This is a genomic window from Klebsiella sp. EMBS2024 (genome assembly GCF_036233805.1).
Lineage (GTDB): Bacteria > Pseudomonadota > Gammaproteobacteria > Enterobacterales > Enterobacteriaceae > Klebsiella > Klebsiella pneumoniae.
The window spans coordinates 1,389,920-1,404,494 of the sequence record NZ_JAZARW010000001.1 but is presented as its reverse complement, the minus strand read 5'-3'; the positions used below and the strand labels follow the sequence as shown (position 1 = coordinate 1,404,494).

Annotated in this window: 13 protein-coding genes and 1 pseudogene; 12 read left to right on the top strand and 2 right to left on the bottom strand. The window is 57.4% G+C overall.

The window, feature by feature from the left end:
* The first annotated feature begins 271 nt into the window (after positions 1 to 271).
* The 3 genes and pseudogenes from VZP09_RS06360 (at position 272) to ybiX (ending at position 4,298) form a co-directional block, all read left to right on the top strand.
* Positions 272 to 978: pseudogene (locus tag VZP09_RS06360) on the top strand (SDR family NAD(P)-dependent oxidoreductase).
* A 308-nt stretch (positions 979 to 1,286) separates the two neighbouring features.
* Complete coding sequence (locus tag VZP09_RS06355) at positions 1,287 to 3,572, top strand: catecholate siderophore receptor Fiu (RefSeq protein WP_004210760.1); 2,286 nt, start codon at positions 1,287 to 1,289, stop codon at positions 3,570 to 3,572.
* Between the two features lie 48 nt (positions 3,573 to 3,620).
* Positions 3,621 to 4,298 (top strand): PKHD-type hydroxylase YbiX, encoded by a 678-nt coding sequence (ybiX, locus tag VZP09_RS06350; RefSeq protein WP_004140326.1) that lies wholly within the window; start codon positions 3,621 to 3,623, stop codon positions 4,296 to 4,298.
* Between the two features lie 84 nt (positions 4,299 to 4,382).
* Here the strand turns inward: ybiX and ompW are convergent, their stop codons facing one another.
* A complete protein-coding gene (gene ompW / locus VZP09_RS06345; RefSeq protein WP_002901634.1) occupies positions 4,383 to 5,021 on the bottom strand; it encodes an outer membrane protein OmpW in 639 nt (212 codons plus the stop codon).
* A 269-nt stretch (positions 5,022 to 5,290) separates the two neighbouring features.
* On the opposite strand from ompW, the gene VZP09_RS06340 reads away from it, so the two are divergent.
* The 5 genes from VZP09_RS06340 (at position 5,291) to yciA (ending at position 10,020) form a co-directional block, all read left to right on the top strand.
* Entirely contained in the window at positions 5,291 to 5,704 is a 414-nt protein-coding gene (locus VZP09_RS06340; protein WP_002901633.1) for a YkgJ family cysteine cluster protein, read from the top strand.
* 25 nt (positions 5,705 to 5,729) lie between these two features.
* A complete protein-coding gene (locus VZP09_RS06335; protein WP_002901632.1) occupies positions 5,730 to 6,473 on the top strand; it encodes a YciC family protein in 744 nt (247 codons plus the stop codon).
* Between the two features lie 54 nt (positions 6,474 to 6,527).
* Positions 6,528 to 7,067 (top strand): septation protein A, encoded by a 540-nt coding sequence (locus VZP09_RS06330; RefSeq protein ID WP_002901631.1) that lies wholly within the window; start codon positions 6,528 to 6,530, stop codon positions 7,065 to 7,067.
* A 271-nt stretch (positions 7,068 to 7,338) separates the two neighbouring features.
* Entirely contained in the window at positions 7,339 to 9,522 is a 2,184-nt protein-coding gene (locus VZP09_RS06325; RefSeq protein WP_004179434.1) for a TonB-dependent siderophore receptor, read from the top strand.
* A 99-nt stretch (positions 9,523 to 9,621) separates the two neighbouring features.
* Positions 9,622 to 10,020 (top strand): acyl-CoA thioester hydrolase YciA, encoded by a 399-nt coding sequence (yciA, locus tag VZP09_RS06320; RefSeq protein ID WP_002901629.1) that lies wholly within the window; start codon positions 9,622 to 9,624, stop codon positions 10,018 to 10,020.
* 29 nt (positions 10,021 to 10,049) lie between these two features.
* Here the strand turns inward: yciA and VZP09_RS06315 are convergent, their stop codons facing one another.
* Positions 10,050 to 10,586: a YniB family protein gene (locus VZP09_RS06315; protein ID WP_002901627.1), complete on the bottom strand. Its 537-nt coding sequence runs from the start codon at positions 10,584 to 10,586 to the stop codon at positions 10,050 to 10,052.
* 188 nt (positions 10,587 to 10,774) lie between these two features.
* Between VZP09_RS06315 and hxpB the strand changes: the two genes are divergently transcribed.
* The 4 genes from hxpB to VZP09_RS06295 all read left to right on the top strand — a co-directional run bounded on the left by hxpB (position 10,775) and on the right by VZP09_RS06295 (position 14,563).
* Positions 10,775 to 11,443 (top strand): hexitol phosphatase HxpB, encoded by a 669-nt coding sequence (gene hxpB, locus VZP09_RS06310; protein ID WP_021312932.1) that lies wholly within the window; start codon positions 10,775 to 10,777, stop codon positions 11,441 to 11,443.
* Between the two features lie 149 nt (positions 11,444 to 11,592).
* Positions 11,593 to 12,354 carry a 2-dehydro-3-deoxy-D-gluconate 5-dehydrogenase KduD gene (kduD, locus tag VZP09_RS06305; protein ID WP_004176511.1) on the top strand — a complete coding sequence of 254 codons (762 nt, stop codon included), beginning with the start codon at positions 11,593 to 11,595 and terminating at the stop codon, positions 12,352 to 12,354.
* Between the two features lie 91 nt (positions 12,355 to 12,445).
* Positions 12,446 to 13,036 (top strand): metal-dependent hydrolase, encoded by a 591-nt coding sequence (locus VZP09_RS06300; protein ID WP_002901611.1) that lies wholly within the window; start codon positions 12,446 to 12,448, stop codon positions 13,034 to 13,036.
* Between the two features lie 135 nt (positions 13,037 to 13,171).
* Positions 13,172 to 14,563: an L-cystine transporter gene (locus tag VZP09_RS06295; protein ID WP_328794962.1), complete on the top strand. Its 1,392-nt coding sequence runs from the start codon at positions 13,172 to 13,174 to the stop codon at positions 14,561 to 14,563.
* Positions 14,564 to 14,575 lie beyond the last annotated feature (12 nt).

Below are 14,575 nucleotides of genomic sequence, written 5' to 3'. Positions count from 1 at the left end.
ACTCGCGACACACCTCACGCACCCGCTGCCGCAGCCAGCGGTGGCCGGGGCCTGCTCCAGACGCGGATGCCACGCCTGCGAAACCGTAATCACCTCGGTACTGACCGGCAGCGGATCGAGGGCCGCCAGCAAATTAAAATCGGGATCGTTCATTATCGCTCCAGTCGCCAGACAGGGCGTTTGCTGCAAGATATGAGTGCACTGGCGGCGTCTTCCGCCCGATCTCGGGCCTGATTATAGTGAAGACCTCCTTTCTGCAGCGAGAAACATCATGAAATCCGATCAGCACAACACTATCCTCATCGTCGGCGCCTCGCGCGGCCTTGGCCATGCTATGGCGGCGACGTTCCTGCAGCACGGCTGGGAGGTCATCGGCACCGTGCGCGATTTATCATCCCACACGCCGCTCCACGACCTGGCCAAGACGCATCCCCTGCGGCTACGNTGGCGACGCTCGACATCCGCGATGAAGCCCAGCTGGCCGCGCTGCAGGCGACGCTTCCCCCGGCAAGCCTCGATATGCTGTTTGTCAACGCCGGTACCACCAATCGTGACCCATCGCAGACCATTGGCGACGTCTCCACCGAGGAGTTTTACCAGGTGATGCTCACAAACGCCCTGGCGCCGATGCGGGTTATCGAGCGCCTGCAGCAGGCAGTTAAACTGCAGGGGCTGCTCGGCGTGATGTCCTCCGGCCAGGGGAGTCTGACCAATAACCTTACCGGCCAGCGGGAACTCTATCGCGGGAGTAAAGCTGCGCTGAATATGTTCATGCGCAGCTTCGCCGCTCGCCCCTCCTCGGCCTCCCATCCGCTGGTGGTGATGGCCCCGGGATGGATCCGCACCGAGCTCGGCGGGGCAGATGCCCCGCTGACCATCGAAGAGACGATCCCACGCCTGGTGAACGTCCTGCTCGACAAACGGCAACGTCCGGGACTGGAGTATCTCGATTACCAGGGCCGTACCGTGCCCTGGTGATCCGTGCCGGAACAACCATCATATGGCCGCCCGGAAGTTAACCCCGCCCGGCGCGGCTTGCTACCGACCTTATTCTGCAGCACTTTCCCTATATTCCCGCTTTATCGTTCAAAAAATGTGAATTATGTAAATCGAAGTGAAGAAAGTTGTTTTAAGGTCAACTTTTCTATGTAAATATTAAGGCAAATGATAACTATTCTTTTTATCATTTATAGAATCACACCGGGTCAGCGCAAGCCAGACGACGAATAACGTCCTTTTGCGCGGTGTNATATGTGCTCATAACAAAAAGTAAGCCTGCATTTATCATGGAAAAAAACGCTTCTCTGCCTTTCGGCAGTTTCAACTCATTGGCATTGTTTACAGGTCTGTGTCTGGGAGCCTCGCCGGCAGCAGGCATCGCAGCGGAAAATTCGGTCAAAAATAGTGAAGAGACGCTGGTAGTGGAAGCCGCTCCGCCTTCACTCTACTCCCCCGGCGCTTCCGCCGATCCCAAGTTCAATAAACCGCTGGTCGATACCACCCGCACCATCACCGTGATCCCGGAACAGGTGATTAAAGATCAGGGCGTCACCAACCTGACTGACGCCCTCAAAAACGTTCCCGGCGTCGGGGCGTTTTATGCCGGGGAGAATGGCAGCTCAACCACCGGGGATGCCATCTTTATGCGCGGCGTGGATACCTCTAACAGCATCTATGTGGACGGCATTCGCGACATCGGCAGCGTGACGCGCGATACCTTCAATACCCAGCAGGTGGAAGTCATCAAAGGGCCCGCCGGCACGGACTATGGCCGCAGCGCGCCCTCCGGCTCGATCAATATGATCAGCAAGCAGCCGCGCCTTGACTCCGGGATCGACGGCTCGGCCAGCATCGGCAGCGCCTGGTCGCGCCGGGGCACTCTCGACCTGAACCAGGCGTTTAGCGACAACGCTGCGTTCCGTCTGAACCTGATGGGGGAAAAAACCCATGACGCTGGTCGGGACCGCATTGAAAACGAACGCTATGGCATCGCACCGTCGCTAGCCTTCGGCCTTGATACCCCAACTCGTCTGTATCTGAACTATCTGCACGTCCGGCAGAACAACACCCCGGATGGCGGGATCCCTACCGTCGGCCTGCCGGGCTATTCGGCGCCTTCGCCGAAGTATGCCGCACTCAACTCCACCGGGAAGGTCGATACCAGCAATTTCTATGGCACCGACTCCGATTACGATAAATCTACTACCGACAGCGGTACCCTGCGCTTCGAACACGATCTGACGGAGAATACCACCGTGCGCAATACCACCCGCTGGTCGCGAGTGAAACAGGAGTATCTTTTGACCGCGGTGATGGGCGGCGCGAACAATATCACCGCCCCCGATATCAATGACGTCAACACCTGGAGCTGGTCGCGTCTGGTTAATACCAAAGATGTCAGCAACCGCATTCTGACCAACCAGACCAATATCACCTCGACCTTCGATACTGGCTCGATAGGCCATGACGTCAGCGCCGGCGTGGAGTTTACCCGGGAAAACCAGACCAACTATGGCGTTAACGCCAGGACCGCGCCGGCGGTGAATCTCTACCATCCGGTGAGCAACCTGTCGATTGGCGGGTTGGACAGAAACGGGGCGAACGCCAACGGCCAGACCGATACCTTCGGGATTTATGCCTTTGATACGCTGACGCTGACCGAGCGGATTGAGATCAACGGCGGGCTGCGTCTCGACAATTACCATACCAAATATGACAGCGCCACCGCCTGCGGCGGCAGCGGACGCGGGGCTATCGCCTGCCCGCCCGGACAGTCGACCGGCAGCCCGGTCACCACTGTCGATACCGCTAAATCCGGCAATCTGGTTAACTGGAAAGCCGGGGCGCTGTACCGCTTAACCGAGCAGGGCAATGTCTACGTCAACTACGCCATCTCACAGCAGCCGCCGGGAGGCAGCAGCTTCGCCCTGGCCGCCAGCGGCAGCGGCAACAGCGCTAACCGAACCGACTTTAAGCCGCAGAAGGCAAAATCCAGCGAGCTGGGCACCAAGTGGCAAATCTTCGACAACCGTCTGCTGCTCAGCGCGGCATTATTCCGCACCGATATTGAAAACGAAGTGGCCGCCAACGATGACGGAACCTGGTCGCAGTACGGCAAAAAGCGCGTGGAGGGGTATGAACTCTCCGCGACCGGAAACCTGACCCCGGACTGGACGATTATCGCCGGCTACACTCAGCAGCATGCGACAGTGACGGAGGGACAGAACGTTGCACAGGATGGATCTTCCGCCCTGGCCTACACCCCGAAACATGCCTTTACGCTGTGGACGCAGTATCAGGCCACCAGCGATCTGTCCGTCGGCGGCGGTGTGCGCTATGTCGGAAGCCTGCGCCGGGGCAGCGATGGTGCGGTCGGTACCCCGGATCACACCGAGGGCTACTGGGTTGCCGACGCCAAACTGGGCTATCGGGTCAACAGCAACCTCGATCTGCAGCTCAATATGTATAACCTGTTTGATACCGATTACGTGGCCTCCATCAACAAGAGCGGCTATCGCTATCATCCGGGCGAACCCCGGACCTTTATGCTGACGGCGAACGTCCATTTCTGAGTCTGCGCGTGGGGCCGTTGCGCCCCACTTTTTAGAGAGAACACCGCGATGATGTATCACATTCCTGACGTGCTATCGACAGACCAGGTGGCGGAATTTACCCGGCAACTGGCGCAGGCCGAGTGGGTCGACGGGCGGGTTACGGTGGGTAGCCAGGGGGCGGCCGTCAAACAGAACCAGCAGATCGATACCCGAACGCCGCTGTATGCCCGCCTGCAGGCCGCTGTGCTCGATATGCTGCGCGGCCATCCGCAGTTTTTTTCCGCCGCGCTGCCGCGGACGATTTCCGCGCCGTTGTTTAACCGCTATGGGCCAGGGGAGACCTATGGTTTTCACGTCGATGGCGCCGTTCGCCAGAACGGCGAGGCTGGCTGGATGCGCACTGATCTGTCAGCGACGCTGTTCCTTTGCGATCCGGAGAGCTATGAGGGTGGCGAACTGGTGATTGAAGACACCTATGGCCAACATCGGGTGAAGCTCCCGGCCGGGCATCTGGTGCTCTATCCCGCCAGCAGCCTGCACTGCGTCACCCCGGTCACCCGCGGCGTCCGCCAGGCCTCTTTCCTGTGGATCCAGTCGATGGTCCGCGACGATAAGCAGCGTGCGATGCTTTACGACCTGGACCGCACCATCCAGTCTCTGAAGGCCCGCTTTGGCGACGGAGAAGAGGTCCTCTCCCTGCTCAACATGTATCACAACCTGCTGCGCCAGTGGACGGAAGTGTGATCCGCTGTTGATGACAGAGGCTTGCGGCAGACAGGTGTGACGAGACAATGAACTGGCCATCCGTTGGCCAGTTTACAGAAGAATTTAGAACCGATAGCCTGCGGAGAACATAAACACCCACGGATCCAGACGGGTGCTGACTTTCTGGTCCACGCCGCCGGCTTTGAATTTCACATCGGTATCGATATCCATGTACCACACCGACATATTCAGCAGCCAGTCGCGGTTAATCAGATAATCGAGGCCGACCTGCCCCGCCGCGCCCCAGGAGTCCTTCAGGCTCAGATCGGAAAGCCCGGCCGCCTTGCCGGTATCGTTAAAGTCTTCATTAAAGAAGGTGGTGTAGTTGATACCGGCCCCCACGTACGGGCGCACCTTGCTTTGCGCATCGCCAAAGTACCACTGCGCCATCAGGGTGGGCGGCAGCTGATGGACGGTGGCGATAGTCCCGGTTGGCCCGGTGCCGACCTTATGGCGGAACGGCGTCGCGGCAAGCAACTCCACGCCAATGTTATCGGTCGCCATATAGGTAAAGGTTAAACCCAGCTGGGTATTGTTACTGACGTTGAAACTGCCAAGGCTGCCTAACACATTGTCAGAGCCCTCCGTCGGTCGGACGGTGGCGGTCCCGGCACGAATGAAAAACTCCCCCGCCTCATGCGCCCAGACGCTGCCGGTAGAAAGCGTGCCAAGAATCAATGCCGCCGCTGCTAACTTCTTCATATCCGCTTCCTCATTATGGTTTTTCAGCGCGGCCAAATATACCTATAACGAGTTACGTTTGATCTGTTTTAGATCACACTAAGTCCTCAGATTTAACATTTATTGATCCAGATTAATTTTTGCTACCGATCGCAATGCCTTGAATTGTTCGCACATCAATTTTCACTTTTCGCGCAAAAATTTATTTCTGCCCCTCTTGCCGTCGCTGAGGCGGCTGGATAAGTTAACTGCCGACAATCTGTGTTGATGCGTTTTTTTCAGGTGTAATTATGAGTGAAATCAACCCGTGCATGACGTGCGGTGCCTGTTGTGCGTATTTTCGAGTCTCTTTCTACTGGGCGGAAGCCGACGATGCGGGCGGCCTGGTGCCCTCCGCGCTGACCGAACCGCTGACCCCTTTCCTGCGCTGCATGAGCGGCACCAACCAGCGCCAGAGTCGCTGCGCGGCCCTGTCTGGCGATATCGGCGACGCCGTTCACTGCACTATTTATGAAAACCGGCCTTCGCCGTGTCGCGAATTCGCCATGTCCGGGGAAAATGGCGAGGAAAACGATGCCTGCAACCGGGCGCGGGCGCGCTACGGCCTGCCACCATTGCGGCCTCTTTACAAAGATATACCTGCCCTGACCGGCGCAGAGAGTGCTACGACGGAACGATTTGCGGTACAATCGCCGGCTAGTTAACACCTGCGACACTCAAGGAGAATGCATGTCTATCACGGCGAAGTCCGTCTACCGTGACACCGGGAATTTTTTTCGTAATCAGTTCATTACTATTTTACTGATTGCGCTGTTGTGCGCGTTTATTACGGTAGTACTTGGCCATGCCTTTTCACCCAGCGACGAGCAGCTGTCGATACTCAGCGAAGGCGATAACCTCGCCGGTAGCGCCGGGCTGTTCGAGCTGGTGCAGAACATGACGCCGGAGCAGCAGCAGGTTCTGCTGCGCGCCTCGGCGGCATCAACCTTCTCGGGTCTGGTAGGTAATGCGATCCTCGTCGGCGGCGTCCTGCTGCTGATCCAGCTGGTCTCCGCCGGTCATCGCGTTAGCGCCCTGCGCGCCATCGGCGCCTCGGCGCCGGTCCTGCCCAAGCTGCTGCTGCTGATCCTGTTCACCACCTTCCTGGTGCAGATGGGGATGATGCTGGTGCTGGTGCCCGGCGTGCTGTTGGCCATCGTGCTGGCCTTTGCGCCGATCATGCTGGTACAGGACAAAATGGGCATCCTCGGCGCCATGCGCAGCAGCATGCGCCTGGCGTGGGCCAATCTGCGGCTGGTGGCGCCGGCTATTATCGGTTGGCTGGTGGCGAAAACCCTGCTGTTACTGTTTGCTTCCAGCTTTGCCGCCCTGACGCCAAACGTCGGCGCGGTGGTGATTAATACCATCAGCAACCTGATTTCCGCCCTGTTGCTGATCTATTTATTTCGCGTGTATATGCTTATCCGCAGCTAATTTTAACCAGGACCGGGGCCTTCCCCGGTCCGTCCTGAAAGACGGGATCGATGTATGAAGCAGTTTCTGGATTTTTTACCGCTGGTGGTCTTCTTTGCCTTTTATAAGCTTTACGATATCTACGCCGCCACCACGGCGCTGATTGTGGCGACCGCCGTCGTGCTGATCTACAGCTGGGTGCGCTACCGGAAAGTGGAAAAAATGGCGCTGATCACCTTCGTGCTGGTGGCCGTCTTCGGCGGGTTAACCATCTTCTTCCATAATGATGAGTTTATTAAATGGAAGGTGACGGTGATCTATGCCCTGTTCGCCGGCGCGCTGCTGTTCAGCCAGTGGGTGATGAAAAAGCCGCTGATCCAGCGCATGCTGGGTAAAGAGCTGAGCCTGCCGCAGCAGGTCTGGTCGCGACTTAACCTGGCCTGGGCGGTGTTCTTTATTCTCTGCGGGCTGGCCAATATCTATATCGCCTTCTGGCTGCCGCAGAATATCTGGGTTAACTTTAAGGTCTTTGGTTTAACCGCCCTCACGCTGGTCTTTACCTTGCTGAGCGGGATCTACATCTACCGTCATATGCCGCAGGACGACCACCACTAACCCCTCCGCCGGCGCGCCATCGCGCGCCGCGCTCGCCCCCTATAAGCTTACTGCACTGGCAAACATTCCCTGCAACCACACAACCTCAGCGCATACGCTGACAGCTTCCCGGCCACACTGTGTAGGCTCTCTTCACGATTTCTCTCAACTGCATAAAAAGTTGCGGTAATTGTGAGGATTTTATGGAGATTCATCTCGTTACATTGTAATGATAATTGTTATCATTAATATTCTCGATATCATTTTGCATTGTTTTGAAAAGGATATTTACATGAGATCGCCGCAATATTCTGTGCCCACGACCCTGGCGCTGGTCATATCCAGTCTCCTCGCCCCTAACGCCTTTGCTGAAGAATCAGAACAAGATACCGAAACGATGATTGTGCGCAGTACGGCGGAAGAGGCGCTTAAGCAACAGCCCGGGGTGTCGATTATCACGGCTGAGGATATTGCTAAGCAGCCGCCGGTCAACGATCTCTCAGACATCATCCGTAAAATGCCCGGGGTGAACTTGACCGGCAACAGCGCCAGCGGCAGTCGGGGCAACAACCGCCAGATTGATATCCGCGGCATGGGGCCGGAGAACACCCTGATCCTGATAGATGGGGTACCGGTCACGTCACGTAACGCGGTTCGCTATAGCTGGCGCGGCGAACGCGATACCCGGGGCGACAGCAACTGGGTACCTGCCGAAATGGTCGAACGGATTGAAGTTCTCCGCGGTCCGGCAGCCGCGCGCTATGGTTCCGGCGCGGCGGGCGGAGTGGTCAATATCATTACCAAACGTCCGACCAACACCTGGCACGGTTCGCTGTCTTTCTTCACCAACCAGCCGGAAAACAACAAAGAAGGCACGACCAATCGCGCTAACTTCAATCTCAGCGGCCCACTGGCCGGCGAGGCGCTGACGATGCGCCTGTATGGCAATATCAATAAAACGGAACCCGACGCCTGGGATATTAACCATGCGCAAAACGGCTCTTACGCTGCGGGGCGCGAAGGGGTCCGCAATAAAGACATTAACGCGCTACTGTCATGGAAAATGACCCCGCAACAAATTCTCGATTTCAGCTACGCCTATAGCCGTCAGGGGAATATCTATGCTGGCGATACCCAGTACAGCAACGGCAATCTTAGCCCGAACGGGCTGGTGGACTCCCTGTACGGCCACGAAACTAATCGCCTCTATCGCCAGTCCTGGGGACTGACCTACAACGGTCTATGGGATTGGGGCCAGTCCAAAGCCGGTGTTTACTACGAGAAAACCAACAATACCCGCCTGCAGGAAGGCTCTACCGGCCGCGTCGAAGGCATGATCAACAGTGAAGATTATGCCACCAGCCGTCTGGAATCCTGGCGTACTACCTCGGAATTCAATGTGCCTTTCTTCTGGCTGGCGGACCAGACGCTGACGCTGGGAATGGAATGGAACCATGATCAGCTCGACGACCCGGCATCGATGCAGGCCACTAACAGCAACGGCGAGACTATCCCTGGGACCTCGGGCGACCCTACGCAACGCAGTACCAAAAACAGCGCCACCCTCACCGGTATCTATCTGGAAGATAATATCGAAGCCGTGCCCGGCACCAACCTGATCCCCGGCATTCGCTTCGATTATCATAATCAGTTTGGCAGTAACTGGAGCCCCAGCCTCAATCTGTCCCAGGAGCTCGGCGATATGTTCACACTGAAGGCCGGTATCGCGCGCGTGTTTAAAGCGCCAAACCTCTATCAATCCAGTAAAGGATATTTGCTCTCCACCCGCGGCAACGGTTGTCCAAACACGATCGCTGAAGGCAGCTGCTACCTGCTGGGTAACCCTGACCTCGACCCGGAGATCAGTATCAACAAAGAGATCGGTATCGAATTTAACCTTAATGGTTACGCTGCCGGAGTCACCTGGTTTCGCAACGATTACAAAAACAAAATCGTCTCCGGAACAGAGGTACTGGGCTATACCTCCAGCGGCAATAATATTTTGCAATGGCAGAACGGCGGCAAAGCCGTGGTCGAGGGGCTGGAAGGAAATCTGCTGATCCCGGTGCTGAGAGATGTCCTCAGCTGGCGGACCAATGCCACCTGGATGCTCAAATCTGAAAGTAAAGAGACTGGCAACCCGCTGTCGGTTATCCCGAAATATACCGTTAACACGATGCTCGACTGGCAGGTAAACGACGCCCTGTCTGCGAATGTGAACTGGACGCTTTATGGCCGTCAGAAGCCGCGTCAGTATGCGGAGATCCGCAACGAAACCGGGACCCTTGCCACCACCGAGGTTGGCGCCTATTCCATCGTGGGTATTGGTACTCAGTATCAGCTAAACCGGGATATTCGCCTGAATGCCGGAATAAGTAATCTATTTGATAAACAACTGTATCGCGAAAATGCCGGCGCCTCGACCTACAATGAGCCTGGCCGCGCGTATTACGCCGGCGTTACCCTCTCCTTCTGAACCACCGCGCCCGCGCCAGCGGGCGTATTCCCCTATTCTCACTGCGCTATTTTCATAGTAGCATCCCGCTGATCGTCTTTGACCACAGCAGAGTAGAGCATGACAACAACAGATCTCGCCCCAAAGGGCGAAATGGTTTTACGCACCCTGGCAATGCCGGCGGATACCAATGCCAACGGGGATATTTTTGGCGGCTGGCTGATGTCGCAGATGGATATTGGCGGCGCCATTATGGCCAAAGAGATCGCCCAGGGTCGCGTGGTGACCGTGCGGGTGGATGGGATGACCTTTTTACGCCCGGTCGCCGTTGGCGACGTGGTGTGCTGCTACGCCCGCTGCGTGAAGCGCGGCAACACCTCGGTGACAATTAACATCGAAGTGTGGGTGAAAAAAGTCTCTTCAGAACCGATTGGCCAGCGCTACAAGGCGACGGAAGCGCTGTTTATCTACGTTGCCGTTGATAATCAGGGAAAACCACGTCCTCTGCCAGCGGAATAAGAAGGTGCCCGGCTTGCCGGGCACCTGACTTACAGAAAGCCCAGCAGCGAAAAGAAGAAGTAACCGATGACAATCACGATCACCGGCAGCACGTACAGTGGGAAATACTGCACCAGGATAGTATGGCGCGGTACCACAATGCGTTCAGCAAGCTGCTCGCGGGTTAACCCATCTGCGCCTTTGGCCTGTTCGAGGATCAGCTGATCCTCAATCCCCTCGCGGAGAAATTTCGCCTGCCGCGCCATTCGCGCGCCGGAAGCCTGCAGGGCCATGCCGACGAACACCAGAATGAAGATGATCCAGAAGCCGATGTTCAGGCTATGGTGAAAATCCGGCAGCGGCGAGTTGTACCAGAAAAAGTTCAGGAACGGCGTGTTAAAGCGCATCATCTCAATCATCACGTGCGCAAAATCCATCATTACCGCATCAATGCCGGGTTTCTTTTCACTGTGCTCATACATAAATTTGAGCACAGAAATCAGCGTCGACAGCACGGCGGGAATAAAGATAACCCATCCTAAAATGCGTTTGATAACCGCTATGCGTCCAGCTTGTTGGTACGTCATGAGTTCCCCTTGTTAAAGACGCGTTGGTGGTTCGCCTGCTGCCTGTTGCGTGGCGCTGGCTTCCCTCGCTCCCCCGAGTATGTCGGGTATAAGTCTATCTGCCACGGCGAATTTCGCCCAATAATGCGCGGTATGATATACCATGATTGCCGATTCGTTTATCTGATTACGCAACAGGAGAAGGACATATGTCAGCGAAGCGCCGCATTGAGGCCGCGATATTTGATATGGACGGGTTGCTGATTGACTCGGAGCCGCTCTGGGATCAGGCGGAGGTCGAGGTCATGGAGAGCCTGGGGGTGGATACCCGTCGCCGCGATGAACTGCCCGACCTGCTCGGTCTGCGAATCGACCTGGTGGTGGATCTGTGGTACGCGCAGCAGCCGTGGCACGGCGTAGACCGGGCGGAAGCTACCGCGCGCATTATTCGTCGCGCCATTGAGCTGGTGGAAGCCTCACGCCCGCTGCTGCCGGGCGTACGCGAGGCAGTGGCCCTGTGTAAAGCTCAGGGCTTAAAGGTGGGCCTGGCCTCGGCCTCGCCGCTGATGATGCTGGAGAAAGTGCTCGATATGTTTGAACTGCGCGACCAGTTTGATGCTCTCGCCTCTGCGGAGCATTTACCCTGGAGCAAACCGCACCCGCAGGTCTACCTCAACTGCGCCGCTGCCCTGGGAGTCGACCCGCAGCGCTGCGTCGCGCTGGAGGATTCGGTCAATGGCATGATCGCCAGCAAAGCCGCGCGCATGCGGTCTATCGTGGTGCCGGAAGCGGAGAACAGCCGCGACCCGCGCTTTGCGCTGGCGGACGTCAAGCTTCCGTCACTGCTGGCACTCACTGCTGAGAAATTGCTCGGCTAAGACCGCTGGCGGGTGCAACAATCGCTGTCACGCCGCTGGTAAAAAAATCAAAACATTGTTTCATTTTAATTGTAATTTTGTTTTCCTCCCTCTATGCTGGTCACAGGTGGCGTCATCGTACGCCAGTAGATCAGCTGACAGAGGTGAATATGGTACTGAACGCCTTCGACCTGACGGGTAAGGTCGCCATCGTGACCGGTTGCGATACCGGCCTGGGACAGGGAATGACGCTGGGCCTGGCGCAGGCCGGGTGCGATATCGTCGGCATCAACCGTAAAATTCCCCATGATACGGCCGCCCAGGTGCTGGCGCTGGGCCGCCGCTTTCACGCCATTCAGGCGGATCTCAGCCAAGAGAATGATATGAGCGGTCTGGTCGACCAGGCGGTGGCGGCGATGGGCCGGGTCGATATTCTGGTCAACAACGCCGGAATTATCCGCCGCCATGATGCCCTNACCTTCACGGAAAGCGACTGGGACGCGGTGATCGACCTGAATCTCAAAGCGGTTTTCTTTCTCAGCCAGGCGGTCGCCAGGCAGTTCATTCGCCAGGGGGAAGGCGGGAAAATCATTAACATCGCCTCGATGCTCTCGTTTCAGGGCGGGATCCGCGTCCCCTCCTACACCGCCTCGAAAAGCGGCGTGCTGGGTTTGACCCGTCTGCTGGCCAACGAATGGGCTGGCCAGGGTATCAACGTCAACGCCATAGCGCCCGGGTATATGGCCACCAATAACACCCAGGCGCTGCGCGAAGATGAAGAGCGTAACCAGGCGATCCTCGAGCGCATTCCCGCTGGTCGCTGGGGAGCGCCGAAAGACCTGCAGGGGCCGGTGGTGTTTCTCGCCTCATCAGCGGCCGACTATATTAACGGCTATACGCTGGCCGTCGATGGCGGATGGCTGGCGCGCTGAGAGTTTGTGACAAAGAGTTACACCGTCACCTCTTCCGTACACTGTATAAAAACCCTATACTGTATGAATCGACAGTTTAGGGTGTGTTATCATGACGGCGGAAGGCCATCTCTTCTTTTCAATCGCCTGCGCAGTATTTGCCAAAAACGCAGAGTTAACGCCGGTGCTGGCGCAGGGCGACTGGTGGCATATTGTGCCCTCGGCGGTATTGACCTGCCTGCTACCGGACATCGATCACCCAAAGTCGTTTCTTGGCCAACGGCTGAGCTGGATCTCAAAGCCCGTGGCGCGGGCCTTTGGCCACCGCGGCTTCACCCACAGCCTGCTGGCCGTCTTTGGCGCGCTGACGCTGTTCTATCTGAAAGTGCCTGACAGCTGGATTGTCCCGGCAGACGCTCTCCAGGGCCTGGTGCTGGGCTATCTCAGCCACATTCTCGCCGATATGCTCACCCCCGCCGGTGTGCCGCTGCTGTGGCCCTGTCGCTGGCGCTTCCGGCTGCCGATCCTTGCGCCGCGCAAGGGCAATCAGCTCGAACGCGCCTTGTGTATGGCGCTGTTCGTCTATGCCGTCTGGATGCCGCAGACGCTGGCGGACAACAGCGCGATACGCTGGTCATCCGGGGTGATCAATTCCCTGCAGATCACCTTCAATCGCTTTATAAGTCACCAGAGTGGGCGATAAAGCGGCGGAAAACGCCATTTGGTTATAACCCATTCCATTTGAATATAAGTCCTTGATAACGCCTTCTGCTAACCTTGCCGTCATAAGAGCTGGTTATCCACCAGCCCAGGTTATAAAAATATCAGGAGAACGGGGATGAACTTTCCATTAATAGCGAACGTAGTCGTGTTCGCCGTATTACTGTTTGCGCTGGGGCAAACACGTCATAAACAGTGGAGCCTGGCCAGAAAAGTGCTGGTCGGTCTGGCGACTGGCGTGGTCTTTGGTCTGGCGCTGCAGCTGATCTACGGGTCTGACAGCCAGGTGCTGAAGGATTCCATCCAGTGGTTCAATATCGTCGGCAACGGTTACGTCCAGCTGCTGCAAATGATTGTTATGCCGCTGGTCTTCGCCTCCATCCTTAGCGCGGTGGCCCGCCTGCACAATGCCTCGCAGCTGGGGAAAATTAGCTTCCTGAGCATCGGTACTCTGTTGTTCACCACCCTGATCGCCGCCCTGGTTGGCGTGCTGGTGACCAATATGTTCGGCCTCACCGCCGAGGGTCTGGTCCAGGGCAGCGCGGAGACCGCCCGTCTGAACGCCATCCAGAGCAACTATGTGGGGAAAGTAGCGGATCTCAGCGTCCCGCAGCTGATCCTTTCCTTCGTGCCGAAGAACCCGTTTGCTGACCTGACCGGGGCTAACCCAACCTCCATCATCAGCATCGTCATTTTCTCGGCGTTCCTCGGCGTCGCAGCGCTTAAGTTGCTGAAAGAGGATGTGGAAAAAGGCCAGCGCGTGCTGACCGCGATCGATACCCTGCAGGGCTGGGTAATGAAGCTGGTTCGTCTGGTCATGCAGCTGACCCCTTACGGTGTGCTGGCCCTGATGACCAAAGTGGTTGCCGGGTCGAATTTGCAGGACATCATCAAGCTTGGCGGCTTCGTGGTAGCCTCGTACATTGCGCTGGGTATTATGTTTGTCGTCCACGGCCTGCTGCTGGCGATTAACGACGTCAGCCCGCTGAAGTACTTCCGTAAAGTCTGGCCGGTGATCACCTTCGCCTTTACCAGCCGCTCCAGCGCCGCCTCCATTCCGCTGAACGTTGAGGCGCAAACCCGTCGTCTCGGCGTACCGGAGTCGATTGCCAGCTTCTCCGCCTCCTTTGGCGCCACCATCGGCCAGAACGGCTGCGCTGGTATCTATCCGGCAATGTTGGCGGTGATGGTCGCGCCGACCGTGGGCATCAACCCGCTGGATCCGATGTGGATTGCCACCCTCGTGGGCATCGTCACCGTCAGCTCGGCGGGCGTCGCCGGGGTGGGCGGCGGCGCGACCTTCGCCGCGCTGATCGTCCTGCCGGCGATGGGCCTGCCGGTGACCCTGGTAGCCCTGCTCATCTCCGTCGAACNGCTGATCGATATGGGGCGTACCGCGCTGAACGTTAACGGCTCAATGACCGCCGGGACGCTGACCAGCCAGTGGCTGCGCCAGACCGACAAGTCGATCTTCGATAGCGAGGAAGAAGCCGAACTGGCGCATCGCTAAACGGCAAGCACA